The 20,834-nt window shown below is 61.8% G+C and carries 19 protein-coding genes; 6 read left to right on the top strand and 13 right to left on the bottom strand.

The genetic code is table 11. The features are described 5' to 3' along the window. Positions 1-13: 13 nt before the first annotated feature. Entirely contained in the window at positions 14-907 is an 894-nt protein-coding gene (locus tag FHX03_RS27070; protein ID WP_097627142.1) for a carbohydrate ABC transporter permease, read from the top strand. Next, positions 907-1,737: a carbohydrate ABC transporter permease gene (locus FHX03_RS27075; RefSeq protein WP_097627144.1), complete on the top strand. Its 831-nt coding sequence runs from the start codon at positions 907-909 to the stop codon at positions 1,735-1,737. The genes FHX03_RS27070 and FHX03_RS27075 overlap by 1 nt, the downstream gene beginning before the upstream one ends. Before the next feature lie 18 nt (positions 1,738-1,755). Here FHX03_RS27075 and FHX03_RS27080 read toward each other — a convergent pair whose 3' ends face one another. From FHX03_RS27080 to FHX03_RS27095, 4 genes are read right to left on the bottom strand one after another with little or no spacing between them, the layout of a single operon-like run. Further along, entirely contained in the window at positions 1,756-2,988 is a 1,233-nt protein-coding gene (locus FHX03_RS27080; RefSeq protein ID WP_183856316.1) for an O-antigen ligase family protein, read from the bottom strand. Further along, the gene (locus FHX03_RS27085; protein WP_183856318.1) at positions 2,985-4,550 is read right to left on the bottom strand and encodes an undecaprenyl-phosphate glucose phosphotransferase; all 1,566 of its coding nucleotides are present in this window, start codon (positions 4,548-4,550) and stop codon (positions 2,985-2,987) included. Before FHX03_RS27085 ends, FHX03_RS27080 begins: the two co-directional genes overlap by 4 nt. A 54-nt stretch (positions 4,551-4,604) precedes the next feature. Beyond that, positions 4,605-5,774 carry a glycosyltransferase family 4 protein gene (locus FHX03_RS27090; RefSeq protein ID WP_183856320.1) on the bottom strand — a complete coding sequence of 390 codons (1,170 nt, stop codon included), beginning with the start codon at positions 5,772-5,774 and terminating at the stop codon, positions 4,605-4,607. Positions 5,775-5,777: 3 nt separating this feature from the next. Next, positions 5,778-6,353 (bottom strand): polysaccharide biosynthesis/export family protein, encoded by a 576-nt coding sequence (locus FHX03_RS27095; protein ID WP_003573986.1) that lies wholly within the window; start codon positions 6,351-6,353, stop codon positions 5,778-5,780. A 192-nt stretch (positions 6,354-6,545) separates the two neighbouring features. Between FHX03_RS27095 and FHX03_RS27100 the strand changes: the two genes are divergently transcribed. Beyond that, on the top strand, positions 6,546-8,720 hold the full coding sequence (locus FHX03_RS27100) for a GumC family protein (protein ID WP_097627152.1): 2,175 nt from the start codon (positions 6,546-6,548) through the stop codon (positions 8,718-8,720). Between the two features lie 62 nt (positions 8,721-8,782). On the opposite strand, the gene FHX03_RS27105 is transcribed toward FHX03_RS27100, so the two are convergent. Next, on the bottom strand, positions 8,783-10,024 hold the full coding sequence (locus FHX03_RS27105) for a GNAT family N-acetyltransferase (RefSeq protein ID WP_097627154.1): 1,242 nt from the start codon (positions 10,022-10,024) through the stop codon (positions 8,783-8,785). Between the two features lie 118 nt (positions 10,025-10,142). Beyond that, a complete protein-coding gene (locus FHX03_RS27110) occupies positions 10,143-10,352 on the bottom strand; it encodes a DUF2842 domain-containing protein (protein WP_003573983.1) in 210 nt (69 codons plus the stop codon). Positions 10,353-10,467: 115 nt separating this feature from the next. Between FHX03_RS27110 and FHX03_RS27115 the strand changes: the two genes are divergently transcribed. Next, positions 10,468-11,571 (top strand): COX15/CtaA family protein, encoded by a 1,104-nt coding sequence (locus FHX03_RS27115; protein WP_097627155.1) that lies wholly within the window; start codon positions 10,468-10,470, stop codon positions 11,569-11,571. A gap of 19 nt (positions 11,572-11,590) precedes the next feature. Here the strand turns inward: FHX03_RS27115 and FHX03_RS27120 are convergent, their stop codons facing one another. The 4 genes from FHX03_RS27120 to cml all read right to left on the bottom strand — a co-directional run bounded on the left by FHX03_RS27120 (position 11,591) and on the right by cml (position 15,792). Beyond that, the gene (locus FHX03_RS27120; protein ID WP_183856322.1) at positions 11,591-12,382 is read right to left on the bottom strand and encodes a sulfite exporter TauE/SafE family protein; all 792 of its coding nucleotides are present in this window, start codon (positions 12,380-12,382) and stop codon (positions 11,591-11,593) included. 4 nt (positions 12,383-12,386) lie between these two features. After that, positions 12,387-13,319 carry an N-acetyl-gamma-glutamyl-phosphate reductase gene (gene argC / locus FHX03_RS27125; RefSeq protein WP_097627159.1) on the bottom strand — a complete coding sequence of 311 codons (933 nt, stop codon included), beginning with the start codon at positions 13,317-13,319 and terminating at the stop codon, positions 12,387-12,389. A gap of 58 nt (positions 13,320-13,377) precedes the next feature. After that, positions 13,378-14,340, bottom strand: coding sequence for an agmatinase (gene speB, locus FHX03_RS27130; RefSeq protein WP_097627161.1), 963 nt, complete (start codon positions 14,338-14,340; stop codon positions 13,378-13,380). 261 nt (positions 14,341-14,601) lie between these two features. Beyond that, complete coding sequence (cml, locus tag FHX03_RS27135; protein ID WP_183856324.1) at positions 14,602-15,792, bottom strand: CmlA/FloR family chloramphenicol efflux MFS transporter; 1,191 nt, start codon at positions 15,790-15,792, stop codon at positions 14,602-14,604. A gap of 382 nt (positions 15,793-16,174) precedes the next feature. On the opposite strand from cml, the gene FHX03_RS27140 reads away from it, so the two are divergent. After that, positions 16,175-18,145 carry an acyltransferase family protein gene (locus tag FHX03_RS27140; RefSeq protein ID WP_097627165.1) on the top strand — a complete coding sequence of 657 codons (1,971 nt, stop codon included), beginning with the start codon at positions 16,175-16,177 and terminating at the stop codon, positions 18,143-18,145. 221 nt (positions 18,146-18,366) lie between these two features. Here FHX03_RS27140 and rpsI read toward each other — a convergent pair whose 3' ends face one another. From rpsI to FHX03_RS27155, 3 genes are all read right to left on the bottom strand, one after another. Then, positions 18,367-18,834 carry a 30S ribosomal protein S9 gene (gene rpsI / locus FHX03_RS27145; RefSeq protein ID WP_003587370.1) on the bottom strand — a complete coding sequence of 156 codons (468 nt, stop codon included), beginning with the start codon at positions 18,832-18,834 and terminating at the stop codon, positions 18,367-18,369. Between the two features lies 1 nt (position 18,835). Further along, on the bottom strand, positions 18,836-19,300 hold the full coding sequence (gene rplM, locus FHX03_RS27150; protein WP_003573970.1) for a 50S ribosomal protein L13: 465 nt from the start codon (positions 19,298-19,300) through the stop codon (positions 18,836-18,838). Between the two features lie 328 nt (positions 19,301-19,628). Continuing rightward, positions 19,629-20,579, bottom strand: a complete 951-nt coding sequence (locus FHX03_RS27155; RefSeq protein ID WP_183856326.1) for a LysR family transcriptional regulator — start codon at positions 20,577-20,579, stop codon at positions 19,629-19,631. Positions 20,580-20,601: 22 nt separating this feature from the next. Between FHX03_RS27155 and FHX03_RS27160 the strand changes: the two genes are divergently transcribed. Beyond that, positions 20,602-20,832, top strand: coding sequence for a DUF1127 domain-containing protein (locus FHX03_RS27160; RefSeq protein WP_183856328.1), 231 nt, complete (start codon positions 20,602-20,604; stop codon positions 20,830-20,832). Positions 20,833-20,834 lie beyond the last annotated feature (2 nt).

A 20,834-nucleotide genomic window follows, 5' to 3' on the forward strand; every position in this document is an offset into this window, starting at 1 on the left:
CATGGAGTACTGGATGAAACGCTCCGCACTGGATGGCTCGCAACAGACCAATTTCATCTATTTATTGCCGGGATTGCTGCTTTATACGGCTTTTGTCTTTGGGCCGATCGTCGCGGCCTTGGGTTTGAGCCTGACCAGTTGGGACGGCTTGACGATGCCGAGATGGGTCGGCCTCGGCAATTACGCCGATCTCTTTTCCGATAGCCGTTTTTACATTGCCTTGCGCAACAATGCCGAGCTGATGATCTTCTACTGCGTCCTGCCGCTCGTGCTCGGCATAACGCTTGCCGCCTGCGTGTGGAATCTGAAGCAACGCGAACAACTCGCCCTCAGAACCTTCCTGTTCCTGCCTTACATCATGCCAACCGCCGTGTTGGGCATCATCTGGGCATGGCTCTACAATCCTGCATTCGGCCCGTTCAATCAGTTTCTGCGAGCGATAGGATTGAGCCGGTTCGCGTTACCCTGGCTCGGAGATTTCAATTTCGTGCTTCCCGCAGTCGGGATCGTTGCCACCTGGTATTTCTTCGGCTTTTGCATGGTCATCTTCCTCACCGGAATCCAGCGCATCGACCCGTCTCTTTTCGACGCCGCCAAGGTCGACGGCGCGTCGCCGCGAAAGACCTTTTTCTGGATAACGCTGCCGCTTCTCATGCCCGAGATCAGGGTGGTTTTGCTTCTGACGGTTATAGCCTCGATCAAAAGCTTCGACCTGATTTTCACGATGACCCGGGGTGGACCCGCCAACGCGACGCTCGTGCCGAATATCTACATGTATCAGCTCGGCTTTGAGCTCAATCGGTTCGGCGCAGCGGCCGCCATCGCCATTGTCGGCGCCTTGCTGACATTCGCAATCAACTATGCAATTCACCGGCTGGTGGGCTCAAGAAGCAAAGGAATGGCTTGATGGGCCGCTCGTCCAACTACCCCGCCGCGCTCTTCCTTCGCATTGTGCTCTGGCTTCTCGCTTTCGTAACGATCACCCCGTTCCTGCTGCTGCTGCTGACCTCGATAAAAAGCAAGGCTGACGTTCTGAAGGGCGCATTCGCCCTTCCGGCCTATCCGCATTTCGAAAATTACGTCGATGCCTGGAATGCCGGGCATTTCAACATTTACTTCTGGAACTCGATCGTCGTCGTCATACCCGTCGTTGCCGCAAGCGTCTTCCTGGGCCTGTTGACCGGTTTTGCCTTCGCCTACCTGTCGTTTCCGCTCCGGCGCACGCTGTTTGCGATCCTGACGCTCGGCATGATGGTGCCGGCGGAGGCCTTCATCATCCCGCTTTATTATGAGATGCGCTATCTCGGGCTGATCAATACCTATGCGGCTCTCATCATACCGCAGATCGCGATGTCGATACCCTTCTCGACGATCTTCCTTGCCAGCGCGATGCAGCAATTGCCGGAGGAAGTTCTCGAAGCCGCGGTGCTTGATGGCGCCGGACGCTTCTATATCCTGCGCAAGATCGTTATCCCGCTGATGATACCGGCAATGTCGACGCTGGCGCTGTTCTTGTTCATCTGGACCTGGAACGAGTTTCTCATTCCGTTCATCCTGGTCAATGACGACGCCTATCGGACGCTGCCCCTCGGCATGCTGTTTTTCCAGGGGCGTTACACCGTCAATACGCCGGTCCTGACCGCCGGCGCGGTGATCGTCATTTTCCCGCTCATTCTGACCTATCTGGTTTTCCAGCGGCGGTTCATCGCCGGCTTGACGGCAGGCGCGACGAAATAGGCAGCGATGTGCTCGCAGCTATGGCCTACGGCCGCGCTTGTGGCGCACCTCGAGCGCCGCGCAGCCCCAGACCGTGCCGAGCAGCAGATAGACATGGCGCCAGTGATCGATATCGATGACGTTGCCGATGGTGGCGTGGCCGAGAACAGAGATCCAGGCGATCATCAGGAAGGGCTGCCACGGCCGGTCGAGCAGCAGGTATCGGAAGCCGAGCGCCAGCGTCCAGACAAGCATGCCGACATAGGTGGCGAAGCCGAGCCAGCCATAGGTGGTCAGCGATTTCAGCCAGATATTGTGCTCGTCCTCGGGAAAGATCGTGCCGAACACCAGCGGGCCGATGCCGAGCGGGCGCTCCATCATCATGGTGAAGCCGATCCGATGGCGCTCGAAGCGGCCGAGATGTTCGCCGTCATATTGCTGCACCAGCTGAGCGCGCGCCGAAAACAGTTCGGCGACCTTCGGGATCTGCAACGCCACCAGCAGCGAGGCGACCAGCATGATGATCGCCGCCAGCGACAGCACCAGAACTCTGAGGCGAAAGGCGCCGCTGCGCTCCTTGAGCAGCATGATGAAGATCAGGAGCGCCACGCCGAGCGCGAAGAGCCCCCAGGCGGCGCGCGAAAAGGACAGGAAGATCCCGAGTGCAAGCACCAGCAGAGCGAGAGCCTTCAGCGGCGATCTCTTCAGGTCGCCGACGAGGATGCCGTGGACGAGATAAAGCGATGGCGGCACCAGGAAGGGGCCGAAGACGTTCGGGTCCTGGAAGGCGCCCTTGGCGCGGTCATAGAGGGTGAAGATTTCAGCGCCCGGAAAGGCGTGGAAATAACCGAGTATGCCGAGCGCGGAGGTGGCGACGGCGGCGAAGGTCCAGGCGTTGAAGATCAGCGGCAGCCGCTTGTGGCTGTCCTCGATGATCGCCGCGTAGAAGACCGCCGTCAGCGCCAAAAAGGTCGAGACCGCGATATACATCGGCCCGGTCGCCAGATCCTTCATCTGCGTCAGCGACAGCATGCCGCCGATGTTGAAGGTGAGCAGCAGGGCAAGCAGCGGTGCGACGCCGCGCGAAATCCTGAGGCCCAGGATAAACCAGAGGCCGATCAGTCCAGCCATCCAGAGCTCGTAGGGCGCCGGCTCGTCGATCACGAAACCGGAGAGGAAAACGCCGAAGGCGACAAAGGCCGAGCCGATCAGGCGCAGCGTCATCCGCTGCGGCTGGGCGACACGGGGATATGTCGCCTCGATCGCGCTCAATAGGCGTTTTCCGTGTTGAGCAGCCGGATCGGCGTCAGGAACAGGATCTTCAGATCGAACCAGAGTGACCAGTTCTCGATGTAATAGAGGTCGTAGGCGGTGCGGAACTTGATCTTCTCGTCATTGTCCACTTCGCCGCGCCAGCCGTTGATCTGCGCCCAGCCGGTGACGCCGGGCTTGACGCGGTGGCGGGCGAAATAACCCTCGACGACATCGCCGAAGGCGCGGTCGCGGGCCTGGGCGAGAACGGCATGCGGGCGCGGGCCAACAAGAGAGAGCTCGCCCCGCAGCACGTTGAAAAGCTGTGGCAATTCGTCGATCGAGGTCTTGCGGATGAAGCGGCCGACGCGGGTGACACGCGGATCGCCCTTGGTCACCGCGGCCTTGCCCGTGGGGTCGGCCATGTTGGTGTACATCGAGCGGAACTTGAAAACGTTGATGATTTCATTGTTGAAACCGTGGCGCTTCTGCATGAAGAAGACGGGCCCTTCGGAGGTCGCCTTGATGGCGATGGCGGTCGCGACCATCAGCGGCCAGAGCAGCGCCAGCGCGATCACGGTGAAGAAGATGTCGAAGCCACGCTTGGCAACGGAGTCCCAGTCGCGGATCGGCATCTTGAAAATGTCGAGCATCGGCACCCTGCCGACGTGCGAATAGGCGCGCGGCCGGAAGCGCAGCCGGTTGGCATGCGCGGCAAGGCGAATATCGACCGGCAGAACCCAAAGCTTCTTCAAAAGGTCGTAGATACGCGCCTCGGCCGAAAGCGGCAGAGCGATGATCAGCATGTCGATGCGCGTCAATCGCACGAATTCGACGAGTTCAGCCACAGTGCCGAGCTTCGGATAACCGGCAACCATGATCGGCGAACGCTTCTCGCCGCGATCGTCGAAGATGCCGCAGATGCGGATGTCGTTGTCATCCTGCTGTTCGAGGATGCGGATCAGCTCCTTGGCCGGCTCGCCGCCGCCGACGATGACGGCGCGGCGCTCCATGATGCCGTTGCGCGCCCAGTTACGGATGCCGTAGGCGACGAGGAAACGCTCGGCCGCAAGGAAGAGCGCGCCAGCCGTAAACCAGGGCAGATAAGCGCCGACGACCATCGCCCATGTGCTGCCGCGAACCAGCGCGAACAGGCCGACCGTCAGGAGGAGTGCGGCCGTCCACGACCCCAGGATGCGCGGGATCAGCCGCAGCTTGGCCCGAAGTGCCGGAATGGTGTAGGTGTCGCCAAGCTGCAGGCCGATAACGGTCAAGGCCGAGGCGATCGCCGCCATGCCGGTCCGCACCAGCGATGAATCGTAGCCGTCACCGGGCCAAAAATAATGGGCGATCAGGGCGATCGCAAAGAGCGCCAGGAATTCCAGCAGCCGCAATTGCCCGATGATGATCACCGGCGACTTGGTTCCGTCACGGAACTGTTCGGCGATCTGCCGGGCATAGGGATTAATTTCTGTCGGGTCGGACGGTTTTTCCTGACCCGCGTCGCCGCGCACCTCGATGTCGGAGACCTGCTTGCGCAGTGCTTCCACGTCGAATTGATCGCCTTTTTCCAGCTTGTTCATGGGGCTTTCGCTCGTTGTCACCAAGCGAATTACCAGAAAGCCCCTAAGAAATATTTACGGGGCGGCGGGCATTGCTCGGCCAGCGGCCGGATCGACGAGCTCATGGTACAATTTCAGGACATCGCGCGCCATGACGGCCGAGGAAAACACCGCCTTTACCGCCTCGGGCTTCGGCATCGTCTTGGCGTGCCAGTCGGGCGTGCTCAGCGTTTCCGCCATGACGCGGGCAAGATCGTCGGAATTTCCGGCCTCCACAAGGGCTGCGCTGTCGGCGCCGAGCACCTCGGGAATGCCGCCGACCCGGCTGGCGATGATCGTCTTGCCGGCCCCGAGCCCCTCGAGCACGATATAGGGCATGGCTTCGGCGCGCGAGGGAACGACGAGGTTCTGCGCCATGGAGAAGGCTTCGTGGACCCGCATCGCCGGCAGCATGCCGATGCGCTTGCCGAGGCCACGCTCGACCATCATCTCGCGGTAGCGGTCGCGATCCGGTCCGTCACCGATCATCAGCGCCGACAGCGGCCGGCCGAGCAGCCGCTCGGTCTTGGCAAAGGCATCGACAAACAGATCGGGACCCTTGAGGTCCCGGAGCATACCCACATAGATGAAGTGCACGGCATCCGAGCGGGTGGGGATCGGCTCGAAATCGCGCTCGGCGATGCCGTTATAGATCAGTCTGGTCTTCGTCCGCGGCTTGCCCACCTTGCGCGCATAGGTGTCGCGCTCGTATTCGCAGATGAAGACCAGCGCATCGGTGAAATATTCCTGCAGGCGCTCCATCCTCAGGACGAATTGTCCGCTGAGCGAGGAACGCGAATAATGCAGGCTTCCGCCATGCGCGGTATAGAGGCGGGCTACGCGATACCTGTTCACCCGCAACGCTGAGCCGGCAAGTCGCGCGAGCACGCCGCCCTTGGCGCCGTGTCCGTGCAGCACATCCGGCCGCAAACTTTTAATTTTCTTGTATGTATCCCACATCGTCGCAAGGTCGGACGGGCTGATCGAACGCCGGATCGGCACGCGTGTCAGGCCGAGCGAGAGATAGGGACGGATATCGTCGAACAGGCTGTCCTCATACTCGCCGCCGGTCGAGCTGTCGCAGAGGATGCCGACTTGATGACCGGCCTTGCTGTGCTCCTCGACGAGATCGCGGACATGGCGGAAAATTCCGCCGACCGGCGACCTGAAGCAATGGAGGATGCGGAGCGGCTTCTGTATTGTCATCGCTCAGAAAAGCCGTTCGCGAACGTAGATCGTGTCGCCGGCGATGATCGGCCCGGATATGTTGATGCGGCCGGTCAGCACCTGTCCGTTGATCTTGCGGGTGACGTCGACCATGCTCTGGTTGGCGCGGCTGGTAAAGCCGCCAGCGACCGCAATGGCGTTCTGCACGGTCATGCCGGGGACATAGGCATACTGGCCGGGTTGGCCGACTTCGCCCATGAGGAAGATCGAACGGTAGCGATCGACATCGATGGTGACATCAGGATCGCGAAGATAGCCCTGCTGCAGTTTCTGGGCGATCTGGCCCGAGAGTTGCTGCAGGGTTCGGCCGCGGGCAGGGACTTGGCCGATGAGGGGGAAGGCGATATAACCGGCCTGATCCACGGTATAGGTGTTGGTTAGGCTCTGCTGGTCGAAGACGGTAACGCGCAGCCGATCGCCGCTATCAAGCGTATAGGGCTGGATGGTCGCCTCGTTGAACGCCTTCGGCGCCGGTTTGTATGTCGTGCAACCGCCCAATGCCGCCGTCATGGCTGCAAGGCTCAGGGCCAAAAGGATCTTGGGCTGGACGACAGACATCCGTTTGTGCTCACAGAAAATGAACTCGGTAGAGCCGTTATCAATCCGTTAGGGTTAATGCTCGGTAAAGGCCGCTTGCAATTTCCTGAGTTCCTTTCATCGGCCGTCGCTTATTACTCGGCAAGATTGCCATTAACCGTTGAGTTACCATGGTCGTTTACGCTTGCGGCACATTTGTTGTGGAGTAAGAGCATGTCCGGCGTAGCGCGTGATCAGGATGTGGACATCGACCTCGGCCAGTTGGTCCGCGCCGTCTGGGCGCGGCGGCTCAGGATTTTGGCGATTACGCTTGCGGGGGCGGGCATCGCCTTTACAGGCGCCAAGATTATGTCGCCGCAATATCGCAGCGAAACACGCATCCTGATCGAACCCCGGGCGCCGGCCTTCGCCAGCACCCAGCAAGTCAACGACGCCGGCGCTGGCCCGCTGATGGATGAGCTGAATATCGCCAGCCAAGTGCAACTGCTGCAATCGGCCGATCTCCTCAAGAAGGTCATCAACGACCTGAAGCTTTATAACCTGCCGGAATTCGACGATGCCGCCAACGGCTCGGCGATGAGCAGTATCATGGTGAAGCTGCATCTGAAGAAGAACCCGATGGAGAACCCGCCGGAAGAGCGGGTGATCGACGCTTTCGTCGAACGCCTGCAGGTGTACCAGGTGCCAGGTTCACGCGTCATCGGCATCAGTTTCACCTCGAAGGACCCGAAGCTCGCGGCCGCCATTCCGAACGCCATGGCCAATGTCTATCTTTCGACCCAGAGCGGCGCCAAGCTTGATTCCAATTCGGAAGCGACGCGCTGGCTGGAGCCGGAGATCGAGGGCCTACGCCGCAAGGTCAGTGAAGCCGAAAAGAAGGTCGCCGAATACCGCACCTCGCACGGGCTGCTGCAGACGAACGGCACGACCACCTTTCCCGCCCAGCAGCTGAACGATATTTCGGCGGAGCTGACCCGCGTGCGCGGCGACAAGGCCAATGCCGAGGCGAGGGCGCAGGCGGTACGCAATGCGCTGTCTTCGGGCGAAGCCTCCGACACGCTGCCTGACATCATGTCGTCCCAGGCGATCCAGCGGCTGAAAGCGACGGAATCCGGTCTGCAGTCGCAAATCTCGGATCTGCAGACCAGCCTTCTCAACAACCATCCACGGCTGAAAAGCCTGCGCGCCCAGCTCGCCGATATCCGCACCCAGATCCGCCAGGAGACGCAAAAGATCCTGACGAGCATCGAGAACGAATCCAAGGTTGCGGATCTAAGGGCAAGCGAGCTCGAGCGCCAGTCGGACACGGTGCAGGCCAACAGCGCCCGCGCCGGCGAGGACGAGGTCGGCCTCAATGCGCTGGAGCGTGAGGCGACCGCCCAGCGCCAGCTGCTCGAAACCTATCTGGTGCGCTACCGCGAGGCCGCTTCCCGCGCCGACAGCAATTCGAGCCCGGCGGATGCCCGTATCGTTTCCAAGGCCATCGAGCCGGTCGATCCCTATTTCCCGAAGGTGGTGCCGATCGTCGTTGTCGCTGCGGTCGCCACTCTGATCCTGAGCGCCATCGTCACCATGCTGGCCGAACTCTTCAGCGGCCGGGCGCTCCGTCCCGTCGATGCGGCCCCCGAGACCATCGAGGCGGAAACTCTCGTCGAGGAGAGGGTTGCGCCGCAGGCCGCTCCGGTTGTCTCTGCCGTCAGAAAGCCCATCCAGCCGAGCATGCTCGCCATTGTCGGGGATGAAGACGAAAAGGACGTGATCGAAGACACCGAGGCCGCCGAGAAGCTGCCGGAAGACGACAATGAATTCTCCGTCGCCTCCGTTGCCGATTATCTCACGGGCAGCCGTGCGCCGCTGGCTATCGCAATATCTCCGACCGGTGACAATGGCTCCGCGGCAACAGTTTTGCTGACCCGCATGCTCGCCGACGCCGGCCGCCGCGTCATCCTGATCGATATGACCGGTTCCGGTTACCCCACGGAGCTGATGGCCGAGGACCAGGCTGCTCCCGGCGTCACCGATCTGCTCTGCGGCGAGGCCGCCTTCGGCGACACGATCCACAGCGACCGTCTTTCCCTAGCCCATGTGATCCCCCAGGGCCAGAGCGACGTGCGCCGGGCCATGCGCGGTGTCGACCGGCTGTCGCTGCTGCTCGATGCGCTTGCCGCCGCCTACGACCTCGTGGTGGTCGAATGCGGTTCGGCCGATGTCGCCGGCGTCTCGCGGCTGACCCGCAGCCGCGATGTCGAGATCATTCTCTCCCTACCGGAGATCGAGGAAACGATCTTCGTGACCCTGATGACGGAATTCCAGGCTGCCGGCTACGAGCGCGTCGTGCTGATGTCGGGCGGGGAAGGGGCTGAGCAGACGCTCGGCCGGGCTGCCTAATGCATGTCGCGCAAAAGTGTTCAGCGGTTTTGCGGTAACGACACGCGTAACATAAACACCGCTTAGCCGATCCGTGCGCGGATGCTCTGCGTGAATTTATAGAGCTTCGGTCGGGCCTTGATATGGGCCTTGCCGCGGGTGACGATACGGTGCGCGGCGCCGGCGAGAACGCCGAACGGCGAGACCGGCAGCACCACGTCGTAATGCGCAGTCTCCACAGGCGCCCAGGATCGCTTGTAGGTCTGGTCGCCGAGTCCGAAATCGAACAGCGCCACCCCCTTGCCATGCAATCCCGAGATGGTCTGCCAATAGAGGAATTCGCCGGGACTCGTATCCGGCACCAGCTCCTCATCGATCGCGCCGAACTGGCAGATGATATGGTCGCCCTTGCGCGAAATCCCTGAAATCGCGGCGACCCGACCCTCATTCTCTCCCTTGAGCCGCAGCACATGCATCTGCAGCCCGAAATATTGCCTGCCGTCACCCCGCTTGTCGATCAAACCGTGCAGGAAGGCCTGCGTTTCCTTGTCTGCAAAGACATCGGGCAGGCCGAGGCTGGCGAAACGGGCGCTCTTCAGCCGGAAGAAGATGTCGAGCAGCCGGTGCTGTTCCTCCGATTCCTCGGGGGCAAGGTATTCGAAGCCGCCGGCCGCCTCGAGGCGTTTCGACTGAACGCGGAATTTCTTGCGCCGGTTCTTGGCGTTGAGCTGCTTCAGCGTCTCCTCGAAAGCCGGAAAGAACGGCAGCTGATAGGCGTGATTCTGGTTCTGCACCATCGGCAGCCCGGTGAGCGGGGTCTGTCTTCCCCGCCATTCCAGCGGAATATTCTGCAGCAGCAGCAGATCGGCCCGGCCCTTCAAGGCGTGCCGAAGCTGCCCCGCGAACTTCTCGGCGTCGATGCTGCCGCCGCTTTCGGCAAAATTTCGGGAAAACAGGCCGGTATTGATATTGCTGTGATCGGCGGCGATGAACTTCGCCACGCCAAGCCCCCGCGACTTGACGATTTCGACCGGCAGAATGAAAGCCGTCTCACCGGCATGGGTGCCTTTGAGGATCGCCAGCGGCCGCTGAAACGCGCTCACCCAGGCGGCGCACCAGTCATAGCTCTGATGCAGCGACTGGAGATTGTCGCGCTCTAGCACCCGCCAGTCGTCCTCCAGCGGCTGCATCGCGTCGAAAACGCTGATGTCGACTTCGGCCATGGCGAGTTTCATGCTGAGCTGGCGCAGGCGCGAAATGGTCGTTTGGGCCAGCGCCCCGTCCTCCGACGGCTGTTCATGAACATCGAGCTTTTGCGTCTGCACGGTTTTCTCCGGTCAAGAATGCTGAACGGGAAGGTAGGAATGCAGGACGTATATTTGGTTTACTCGCACGCCATGGGCGAGGTTTTCCGCCTATCACGGTTATTCGGCCGTTAATGGCCTATTGCTGCCGCGGCCCGGCCATCCATTTGATGATTACCATCGCCGGCAGGACCCAGAGCAGGCCGGTGAGCAGGAAATAGAGCAGGTGCCCCCACCAGGGCGCGTTGCCGAGCGTTGCCACCGCGATCGTGTTCGCCACCAGCGCATAGACCAGAACGAGCACGATGATGAGGATCGTGCCGATGAATTTGCGGAGGCGGACGGGCATCAATTATCTCTCGGCAGGGACGGGGCGGACCGGCGCGACGGCATGCCGCAAAGGTTCGGGGCTTGTTTTGCATGAGCCGCTGGGGCAAATCAACTGCCGGATAGAAGGAGACATCATGGCCGTCGCAAACCCGACCACGGAACAGGCGATCCTGAGCGAAGTGCGCAAGCAGAACCGCGACCGCCGCGCCTTGCGCTTCTGGCTGGGTTTCGTGCTTTTGGCGCTCTTCTGTCTCGTGCTCGTCGGCGGCGCCACGCGGCTGACCAATTCCGGCCTGTCCATTACCGAGTGGAAGCCGATCCATGGCGTCATCCCGCCGTTGTCGGCCGCCGAATGGGAGGAGGAATTCCGCCTCTACCAGCGCATTCCGGAATTTCAGCAATTGAACAATTCCATGACCGTCGACGAGTTCAAGGGTATCTTCTGGTGGGAATGGGCCCACCGGCTGATCGCCCGCGGCATCGGCGTGATCTTCGCGTTGCCGCTCCTCTTTTTCTGGCTGACGGGGCGGATCGAGAAGGGCCTGCGCTGGCCGCTCGTCGGCATCCTGGCGCTTGGCGGCCTGCAGGGTTTCATCGGATGGTGGATGGTGTCCTCAGGGCTGTCCGTCCGCACCGACGTCAGCCAGTATAGGCTGGCGACGCATTTGATTATGGCCTGCCTGATCTTTGCCGGCTGCATGTGGATCATGCGCGGGCTCTCACCGCATTCCAACGATCCGGCGCCGACACGCAGCTCGCGCGGATTTGCCGCCGCGATCGCCATTTTCGCGCTGTTCCAGATCTATCTCGGCGCGCTGGTGGCGGGGCTAGACGCCGGTTTTTCCTACAACACCTGGCCGCTGATGGACGGCGCGGTCATCCCGTCGGATCTCTTGATCCAGCAGCCCTTCTGGATCAATGCCTTCGAGAACCCGAAGACGGTGCAGTTCATCCACCGCATCGGCGCCTATACGCTCTTCGCGTTGACGTTGATCAACATGGTGATCGCGCTTCGCGCCGCAGCCTGGACCACGCATGCCCGCCGCGCCGTCGTGCTTTTCTCACTGGTGACGCTGCAGGCGGCAATAGGCATCGCCACGCTGCTGCTGCAGGTGCCGCTACACTGGGGCCTGCTGCATCAGGCCGGCGCCCTGGTGGTTTTCGGTTTCGCCATCGCCAACTGGCGCGGTTTTTATGGCGAATATCCGCACGCCACCGCCATCGCGGAGCGCGGGTGAAGCGGTGTCGTAAGCCAGTCTAGCGCAGCACCCCATCGAGCAGCGGCATGCCGATGATCGTGGCGGTGGCGATCAGGATGTAGCAGGCGATGCGGAAGGTCCGCTCCTCGGCGAGCCCGAACAGTTTCGAGCCGCCGTAGAGCCCGACCGCGTAACTTGGCAGGATGACGGCGGTCAGCGCGAAGACCGCAGGCACGAACAATCCGCCGACGTAATAGCTGATGGCGCTGAAGACGGATGAGATCGAGAAATAGAGCACGACATTCGCTCTGACGCGCGTGAAGTCGCTCTTGCCGCCAAGCCAGTAGGCGACGACAGGCGGGCCGCCAAGCTGCGCGGCGCCGCTGAAAAGCCCAGCGATCAGGCCGACGCCGCTGCTGAGCGGAGCCGAAGGCGCGCCGTGATAGCGCCATCCCGATGCGAGAAGCGTAAGCAGGCCGATGGCGATGATGGTGATGCTCCAGCGTAGGAGCAGCGGGTCGAGCAGTGCCAGCATCGCCGTGCCGGCCGGCACGCCGAGTGCGGCCCCGGCCGCCATGACGAAGACCTCGGGCCGGTTGGCGCCGCGCCAGGCGGGCGGGATCATACCCAATGTGGCAATGCCGTCGATGACGAGCAGGATCGGCGAAACCAGCTTCGGCCCGACGATCGCGCCGGCGAGCGGAATGAAGATCAATGCGGCGCCGAAGCCCGAAAAGCCGCGGGCAAGCCCGGCGATGAAGGCAAACGCCATCAGCGCATAGATCCCATGGTCGGGCAGGGCGGCGGCAAACCAGACGTGCACGCCGGCGAAAAGCGCATCCAGCGTCATGGCGTCAGGAAGCGAGCATCAGGTCCATGTTCTGCACGGCGGCACCCGAGGCGCCCTTGCCGAGATTGTCGAGCAGCGCCACCAGATTGACCTGGGAACCGCTCGGCGTGCCGAAGACGAAGAGCTTCATCGTGTCCTTGCCTTCGAGCTCGACGGCGTTGACGCGGGGCAGCGTCTTGCTTTCGGCAAGCGGCACGACGGTGACGATCTCCTGGCCGGCATAATGGGCGGCGAGGGCGGCATGAATGCTTTCCATCGTCGTGCCCTCGGCGAGGTCGCCGAGATGCAGCGGCACCTGCACGATCATGCCCTGCGCGAACTTGCCGACCGACGGCGAGAAGATCGGCGCGCGATCGAGCAACCCGTGCACGGTCATTTCGGGCACATGTTTATGGGTGAGCGGCAGGCCGTAGACGAAATGCGGCGCGGTGATCGCATCCGGGTGATCCGGATTTTCCATCTGGGCGATCATCTGCTTGCCGCCGCCGGTATAGCCGGAAACCGCATTGACCGCGACCGGGTAGCCGTCCGGCAGAATCCCGGCGGCGCGCAGCGGCCGGATCAGGCCGATTGCGCCGGTGGGGTAGCAGCCGGGATTGGCGACGAAACGCGCGGCCTTGATCCTGTCAGCCTGCGCGCCGTCCATTTCGGCAAAGCCGTAGGCCCAGCCGGGATTGACGCGGAAGGCGGTCGACGTGTCGATGACGCGGACATTGTTGTTGGCCGAGACCATCTGGACCGCTTCCTTCGATGCATCGTCGGGCAGGCAGAGAATGGCGATATCGGCGCTGTTCAGCATGTCCTCGCGCATGGCGGCGTTGCGCCGCTCGGCCTCTGGAATGGACAGAAGCTCGACATCGCGGCGGCCGGCCATGCGCGTGCGGATCTGCAGACCCGTCGTGCCGTGTTCGCCGTCGATGAAGATTTTCGGTGCCATGTTAACCTGCGCTTTCAATGGGTTCAGAAGGTTTCCGGATTCATTTTGGGATAATAGGTCAGCCTTGTGACACGGCGATGGCGCGTCGTTCGGCATGAAGCCCCAGCATATACATCGCCACCGTTGCCCCCGCAATGGCGGTGATATCGGCATGATCGTAAGGCGGCGACACCTCGACGATATCGGCGCCGCGGATATCGAGCTGGTGCAGGCGCTGCAGCACCGAGAGGATCTTGGCGCTCGACGGTCCGCCGGCAACCGGCGTGCCGGTGCCCGGCGCAAAGGCCGGATCGAGGCAATCGATATCGAAGGTGAGATAGGCAGGCGCGCCGCGCGTATGCGAGATGATCGCCGAGGCGATATCGCCCGCACTCATCTCCTCGACCTGATGGCCGTAGAGAATATTGACGCCGCAATCCTCCGGCGCATGGGTGCGGATGCCGATCTGGATCGAGCGGTCGGGATCGATGATGCCCTCGCGGGCGGCCCGCGCCACGAAGGAGCCGTGGTCGATCCGCCGGTCCTCGTCGAACCAGGTGTCCTGGTGGGCGTCGAACTGCACAAGGGCGAGGGCGCCGTGTTTTGCCGCATGGGCTTTCAGCAGCGGCCAGGTGACGTAGTGATCGCCGCCGAGCGTCAGCAGGAAGGCGCCGCTGTCGAGGATGATATTCGCCTGCCGTTCGATGGCATCGGGCGTATCCTGGTGATTGCCGTAGTCGAGCAGGCAATCGCCGTAGTCGATCACCGCCATCTCGGCGAAAAGATCACGGTTGAACGGATATTGCGCATCATTGTCGAAGATCGCCGAAGCGCGGCGGATTGCCTGCGGCCCGAAGCGTGTGCCCGGCCTGTTCGAGGTTGCCGCATCGAAGGGAATACCCCAGACGGCAACGTCGACGCCGGCAAGCTCCTTGGTGAAGCGGCGGCGCATGAAGGACAGCGCGCCGGCAAAGGTCGGATCGCTGGCGGCGGAAGTGAGGCTGGTCGCCGTAAAGGCATGATCGATGGATTTGTTCGCCAAGAGGGGCTCCTTCTCTATGGGCGCTAAACCATAGTCGCGTTCGATGTCGGCCTTATATCGGCCGGTCACCGGTCACGACCAAACCGCCGGGCGACGAAATAGGCTGCTCCGGACGGTCAGGTTTGCCTGATCTCCCGAAAGCAACCGATGTTTCCTTTCGGGGCAGGAAAGGGGTAGGCGAGGTGGGGCGAGATTTCAAGCGATGCTTCGCTTGACGGCCACTCCTGGCTTTCGAGCGGCCGCCTTTCCGCAGCAAGTTCGTCAGGCTGCTTTGCACGAAAGCCGCCGCAGTCCGGCGAGGGTGATCAGCGCCGTCACCGCGGCATAAGCTGCCAGCGGCCAGGCGGTGTCGCCGTCGAGCAATACGACGAACAAGGTGCCGGCAACGCCGACCAGGAGGCTTTCGATGCAGAAATAGAGCGCCACCGCCGTACCGGCGGTATCGTCGAACGCCTTGAGCGCACCATTGGCGGTGACCGCGGTCGCAAAGACGATGCCGATCGCGATGATCCACATCGGCAGGACGAAGCCGATGAGGGGTGCCTGCAGAAACACCTCTCCGGCGGCAAGCATCCCGGCGCCGAGAAGCAGCATCGCCATGCCTCTGGCGAGGCTGCCTGCGATGCCCCAGCGCGTGACGAAGCGTTTGGCAAAGCGCGCCGTCACGATCATCACTAAGGCCACCGAGGCAAAAATGAAGCTGAAGGTGATGCTGGAAAACCCGGCTTGATCGATCAGGATGCGAGGCGCGGTCGAGAAGAAGACGAAGAAGGCCCCCATCGCCGCACTGAAGCCGATTGTGTAGACCCAGAAGGGAAAGCTCGCGAGAATTGGCTGGAACGAGATGGTCGCCGCCGCCGTGGTGGGGCGGGTTTCATGCCACCGCATCCCGGCGTTGAGAGTTGCGGCGACCGAATGCAGGCCGATGACGACGAAGATGGCTCGCCACCCGTAGAGATCCGCAATCATCGCTCCGACGATCGGCCCGAATGCGGGCACGAAGGACAGTATGGAACCGAGCAGGCTATAGATCACGCTGCTTTCCGGGCGCTCGGCGTAAACGTCGCGTACAGTTGCGAAGGTGGCGACCAGCGCCGCTGAGGCGCCGATGGCTTGCAGCAATCGCAGGATCATGAAGAGGGGTGCCGATGATGTTTCGGCAAGCAAGAGTGAGCCAGTGGCGAAGAGTGCCGCCCCGCCGAGCAGAACGGGCCGCCGCCCGACGATATCGGAGACTGGACCGAACACGATCTGCCCGGCACCGAGCACAAGCATGTAGAGGCTGAGGGTCAGTTGGATGACCTCAGGCGAGGTGCCGAGCGCCTCGGTCATCGTCGGCACGACCGGCAGATAGATGTCCATGGCAAGCGAGGCCAGGATGTCGAAAGGCGCCATCAGCAGCAAGGCTGCCGGCACGGAATAGGTCCAGCGCTGGATTTTGGAATAAGACATGGGAAAGAGACCGCTCAAATGATTTCATTCGGCGGCGATCTGTCTTTTCGTCAGGATCGGGGATTGGCCGGACAGACGCCGCAACAACAGGGCAGGGTTGTTGCGGCCTATTTGTCTGCGGACTTGGTTGTTCTCATCATGCGCCCCGGACTGCGGCTCCGCTCATTCGCGATGCCATTTGCCCCTTGTCTAGCAGCGTAGCCGGGGCTCGGCAACAGAACGCTCTTCCTCCCGCGCCGCCGATACCGATAAAAGCGGTGGTTTAGTCAAATTTTTTATAAAATTCATACTTGCAGAAAAATTGGCGATTGCCTATGCAAGTCCGGGTTGCAGATTCGGTCCGCACAGTCAGCAAAAATATTATATTTCAGGAATATTTACAGTGATTTACCGAAGAGAGATTGACGGCCTACGGGCGGCCGCGGTGATGCCTGTCATTCTGTTTCATGCGGGCTTCAGTTTCTTCAGCGGCGGCTTCATCGGTGTCGACGTTTTCTTCGTGATCAGCGGCTTTTTGATCACCTCGATCATCCTTGAGGAGATGCGCGACGGCACCTTCTCGCTGGCGGCATTCTATGAGCGCCGCGCTCGCCGGCTCCTGCCGGCCCTGTTTCTCGTCGTCCTGTGCTGTCTGCCCTTCGCCTGGCTCTGGGTCATGCCGGAGGAGTTTCGCGCCTTCTCCGACAGCCTGATTGCCACCAGTCTTTCCGGCGCCAATTTCCTGTTCTGGTTCAAGAGCGGCTATTTCGCCCCGGAGGCCGGAGAGGTGCCGCTGCTCCACATCTGGAGCCTCGCCGTCGAAGAGCAGTATTACATGTTCTTTCCGCTGCTCGTCATGGTGATGTGGAAGCGCAAGCCGAGTTGGATGGTTGCGGTCTTGGTTGCGATCGCGTGTGCCAGCCTTGTCTACAGCGAGTGGGCCTCGCGGGTTTTTCCCTCGGCCAATTTCTATTTCCTGCCCTCGCGGGCCTGGGAATTTCTGGCCGGATCGATCTGCAGCTTGGTGCAGTCGAAGGGGCAGAAGCGCGGCAGCGATCCGTTGTCGCTGCTGGGGTTCGGCATGATCGCCTTTTCCGTCTTTTATTTCGACGAAACCTCGCCCATTCCCTCCACGCTCGCCGTGGTTCCCGTGATCGGCGCGATGCTCGTGCTGCTCTATGCACGACAGGGAACCTGGGTGTCGGCACTGCTTTCGACCCGCGTTTTCACCATGATCGGGCAGATCAGCTACAGCGCCTATCTCTGGCACCAGCCGCTTTTTGCCTTTGCGCGGATCCGCAGTATCGATCCGCCCCCGCTGATCGTGATGGGCGCTCTCGCCTGCCTTTCTCTTATGCTCGCCTATCTCTCCTGGCGTTTCGTCGAGCAGCCGTTCCGCCGCGGCGAGCGCCGATTGCTGCCGTCCACCCGCAGCCTGGTCGCATCCGTATCCCTGGTGCTTGCAGCTTTCATCACCTTCGGCATCTACGGCCACGACACGCGCGGCATTCCCTGGCGGCTGCCGGCGCCGATCAAGGAATTCATGGCGGACAATGATTGGAGCAAGACCTGCCTGCTCGAGGGCTCGTCGGGCTGGGATGCGATGCCGATCGAGAACTGCATATTTAACGGCAGCCACGCCCAGACTTACGCCATCCTCGGAGATTCGCTGGCCTCGTCGCTGACACCGGCGCTGACCAAGCGCCTGGACGGAATGAATATTGGCCTGCAGCAGATCACCCACAGCTTCTGTGCGCCGGTCGCCGACGTCTCGATGGTTCCCCACCAGGCGCGCGACTGCGGCGCCTTCAACGCTGCAGCGATCGAATATCTCGTCAAGAGCAAGGTGAAAACGGTCTTCCTCGCCGCCTCCTGGAAGATCTTTTTCGAGCAATCCCGGTACATCTTCAATGGCGAAGAAGTCGCGACATCAGACGTGGGACAGAGGCTGAGGGATGCGTTCGACAAAACCGTCGGCGCGCTGACATCGGCCGGCATCCGCGTCATCATCGTCTATCCTCATCCGCGCGGCGACACGGAGATCGCCGCCAAGGTCGCGAAGCTGATGCACAAGGGCACCCCGGCGCCGACGATCACGATCGCCCAGGATGAATTTCTCCAGCAATCGTCGCCTTCCTACGCCTATCTCGACGATCCCAAAGACAGGCATGTCCTACGCGTCGATCCGGCCAAGATTTTCTGTGGGAGAGAGGCGGGCCGGTGCGATCTGGCGCGGGACGGCAAGACCTTCATTTCCGACAAGGTGCATTTCACCTCGGCGGGTGCGGAAGCCGTCGCCGACGAAATCCTGGTCGCTCTCAGGCAAGACGACATAATGGATGGAAACGGCGTGGCCGCCCTTTCTTCCGACTGATGCACGTCGCGATGCACGTCGCCTGGGGCGAATTAAAGCCCGTCGCTATCTTTCAGACGCGCTGCTTCTGTTCTTGTTTGACCGATACCGTTACCGCGGAACCGCGGTGTTTTGGCGTTCTGAAGAGCGCGCGCGGCAGTGGTTCTGCCCTTTTAACCGATTGCAAAACAAAAAGGCCGGGTTGCCCCGGCCTTCGTAAAAATTCCGTCTGTCCGAAGCGATTAACGCTTGGAGAACTGGAACGAGCGGCGGGCCTTTGCCTTGCCGTACTTCTTGCGTTCGACGACGCGGCTGTCGCGGGTCAGGAAGCCGCCCTTCTTCAGGACCGAGCGCAGGCCCGGTTCGAAGTAGGTGAGCGCCTTGGAGAGACCGTGGCGAACGGCACCGGCCTGGCCGGAGAGGCCGCCGCCGGCGACGGTTGCGACGATGTCGAACTGGCCGTCACGGGCAGCTGCAACGATCGGCTGGCGCAGGATCATCTGCAGCACCGGACGGGCGAAATATTCCGCGAATTCCTTGCCGTTGACGATGATCTTGCCGGAGCCCGGCTTGACCCAGACGCGGGCGACGGCGTTCTTACGCTTGCCGGTTGCGTAGGAGCGGCCGAGCGAATCGACCTTGCGGACGTGGGCCGGAGCAGCAGCTTCGGTAGCCGTGCCGAGATCCTTCAGGGAGGAGAGGTCAGCCATATCAGGCGCTCCTTACATTCTTTTTGTTGAGCACGGCAACGTCGAGGGCGACCGGCTGCTGGGCTTCATGGGGATGGTTGGAGCCGGCGTAGACGCGCAGGTTCTTCATCTGGCGACGGCCAAGCGGGCCGCGGGGAACCATGCGTTCGACGGCCTTTTCGAGGACGCGCTCCGGGAAGCGGCCTTCGATGATCTGGCGAGCGGTGCGTTCCTTGATGCCGCCGGCAAAGCCGGTGTGCCAGTAGTAGACCTTGTCGGAATACTTCTTGCCGGTGAAAACGACCTTGTCGGCATTGATGACGATGACGTTGTCGCCGTCGTCAACGTGGGGCGTGAAGGTTGCCTTGTGCTTGCCGCGCAGGCGCATAGCGATGATGGAAGCGAGACGGCCAACGACCAGCCCTTCGGCGTCGATGATCACCCACTTCTTCTCCACCTCTGCAGGCTTCTGGGAGAAGGTTGCCATAGTGAATACTCTCTTTTGAGACCCCTGGCCCGAGGGCTTGAAGGGCGTTTCTTGTTGCTTGGATTGACAGGCTTGCGGCATGCCAAAAAGAAAGCAGCCCGGACAGGCTGCGTTCTGCGCGGTGTATAAAGGCAATGTGATAGGGGGTCAACATCGACTTTCCCGACGTCTGGAAAAAAGAACCAGCAAAAACAATAAGTTAGATATATGGTATTATGTTACCTCACTTTTGTTGACTGAAGGCCGGTGCATCGGACGTTTTCACGTCGCCCGTGGCGGGCTTGAGCCTGCCGGACTTTAAGGAGCGTGCCACGGTCGAAAGCAGCCGCTAACCCTCGAACGCGCGCAGGCATTTCATCATTTCGCGAAGGCCGCGGGTCAGATGTTTGTCCCGCCGCAGAACCATGCCGAGGCGGCGCGTGAGCTTCGGCTGCAGCGATGATGTCGTCACCAGGCCGGCGCGGTCGCGCTTCACCGCCAGCCCCGGCAGGATCGACCAGCCGAGCCCGACGGCCACCAGTTCCTTGATCGCCTCGATGCTGCCGAACTCCATGGCCGGCCGGATCCGGGTGTCCGGTGCGGCCAGCCATGCGTCGATTGCCCGTCTCGTATTGCCGCCCTCGTAAAGCAAGAGCGTCCTGTCGCGCATGAAAGCGGCGTCCGGTCCGCCGTCGGGCATGCGGCTGCCGGCGGGCGCGACCGCCAGCAATTCCTCCTCGTAGAACGGTTCGATCTCAAGGTTCCGACCCGAGGCCGGTAGCGCGATGACGGCGATATCGAGGCTGTTGGCCTCCAGATCGCGCAAGACGTCGTCGGCATTGCCGATATGGACGGTGATTTCGAGGCCTGGCATGGATTTGCGGGCGGCGGCGATGGCCCGAGGAAGCAGGTGGATCGACGCGGTGCCGCCACTGCCGATGCGCACGCGACCGCTGGCGCCATCCCTGTGCGGCATCATCGCTTCCTCCGCGGCGGCCGCGTCCTGCAGCAGCCGCCTTGCGTGCGCCAACAGATCGAGGCCTGCCGCGGTCGGCTGCGCCCGCCGTCCGACGCGCTCGATCAGCCGGACGCCGAGCCGCTGTTCGAGCCCCTTGACCTGCAGGCTGACGGCCGGCTGCGTCAGCCCTTCCTTGTCGGCGGCCGCCGTGAAACTGCCGAGATCGGCAACGTGGACGAAGGTTGCGAGCTGATCCAAGTTTAGCGCCATGCCAAAGAAATCCTTATGCCTCTCATAATATCCATAAGCTTCCTTCGCGGCATTCTCCAGCGCATCTTTCATCCATCGAAGAAAGGAAGACGAGATGGCCCTGGAATTGAGTGAGAGACTAGAGACGCCGCACGATATCGTTCGATCGAAATTTCGCGCAACGGCGCGCTGGGGCCGGCGGCTGCTGGCGGCGGTCGAACATCGGCTGGAAAAGTGCCGCAGTCGCCGCATACTGTGCGATCTCACCGAGGACGAACTTCGCGATGTCGGCCTGACCCGTGCGCAGGCGAGGGCCGAGACAGCAAAGTCCTGGTTCTGGTCGTAACG

The sequence above is a fragment of the Rhizobium sp. BK456 genome, assembly GCF_014194045.1.
GTDB lineage: Bacteria > Pseudomonadota > Alphaproteobacteria > Rhizobiales > Rhizobiaceae > Rhizobium > Rhizobium redzepovicii.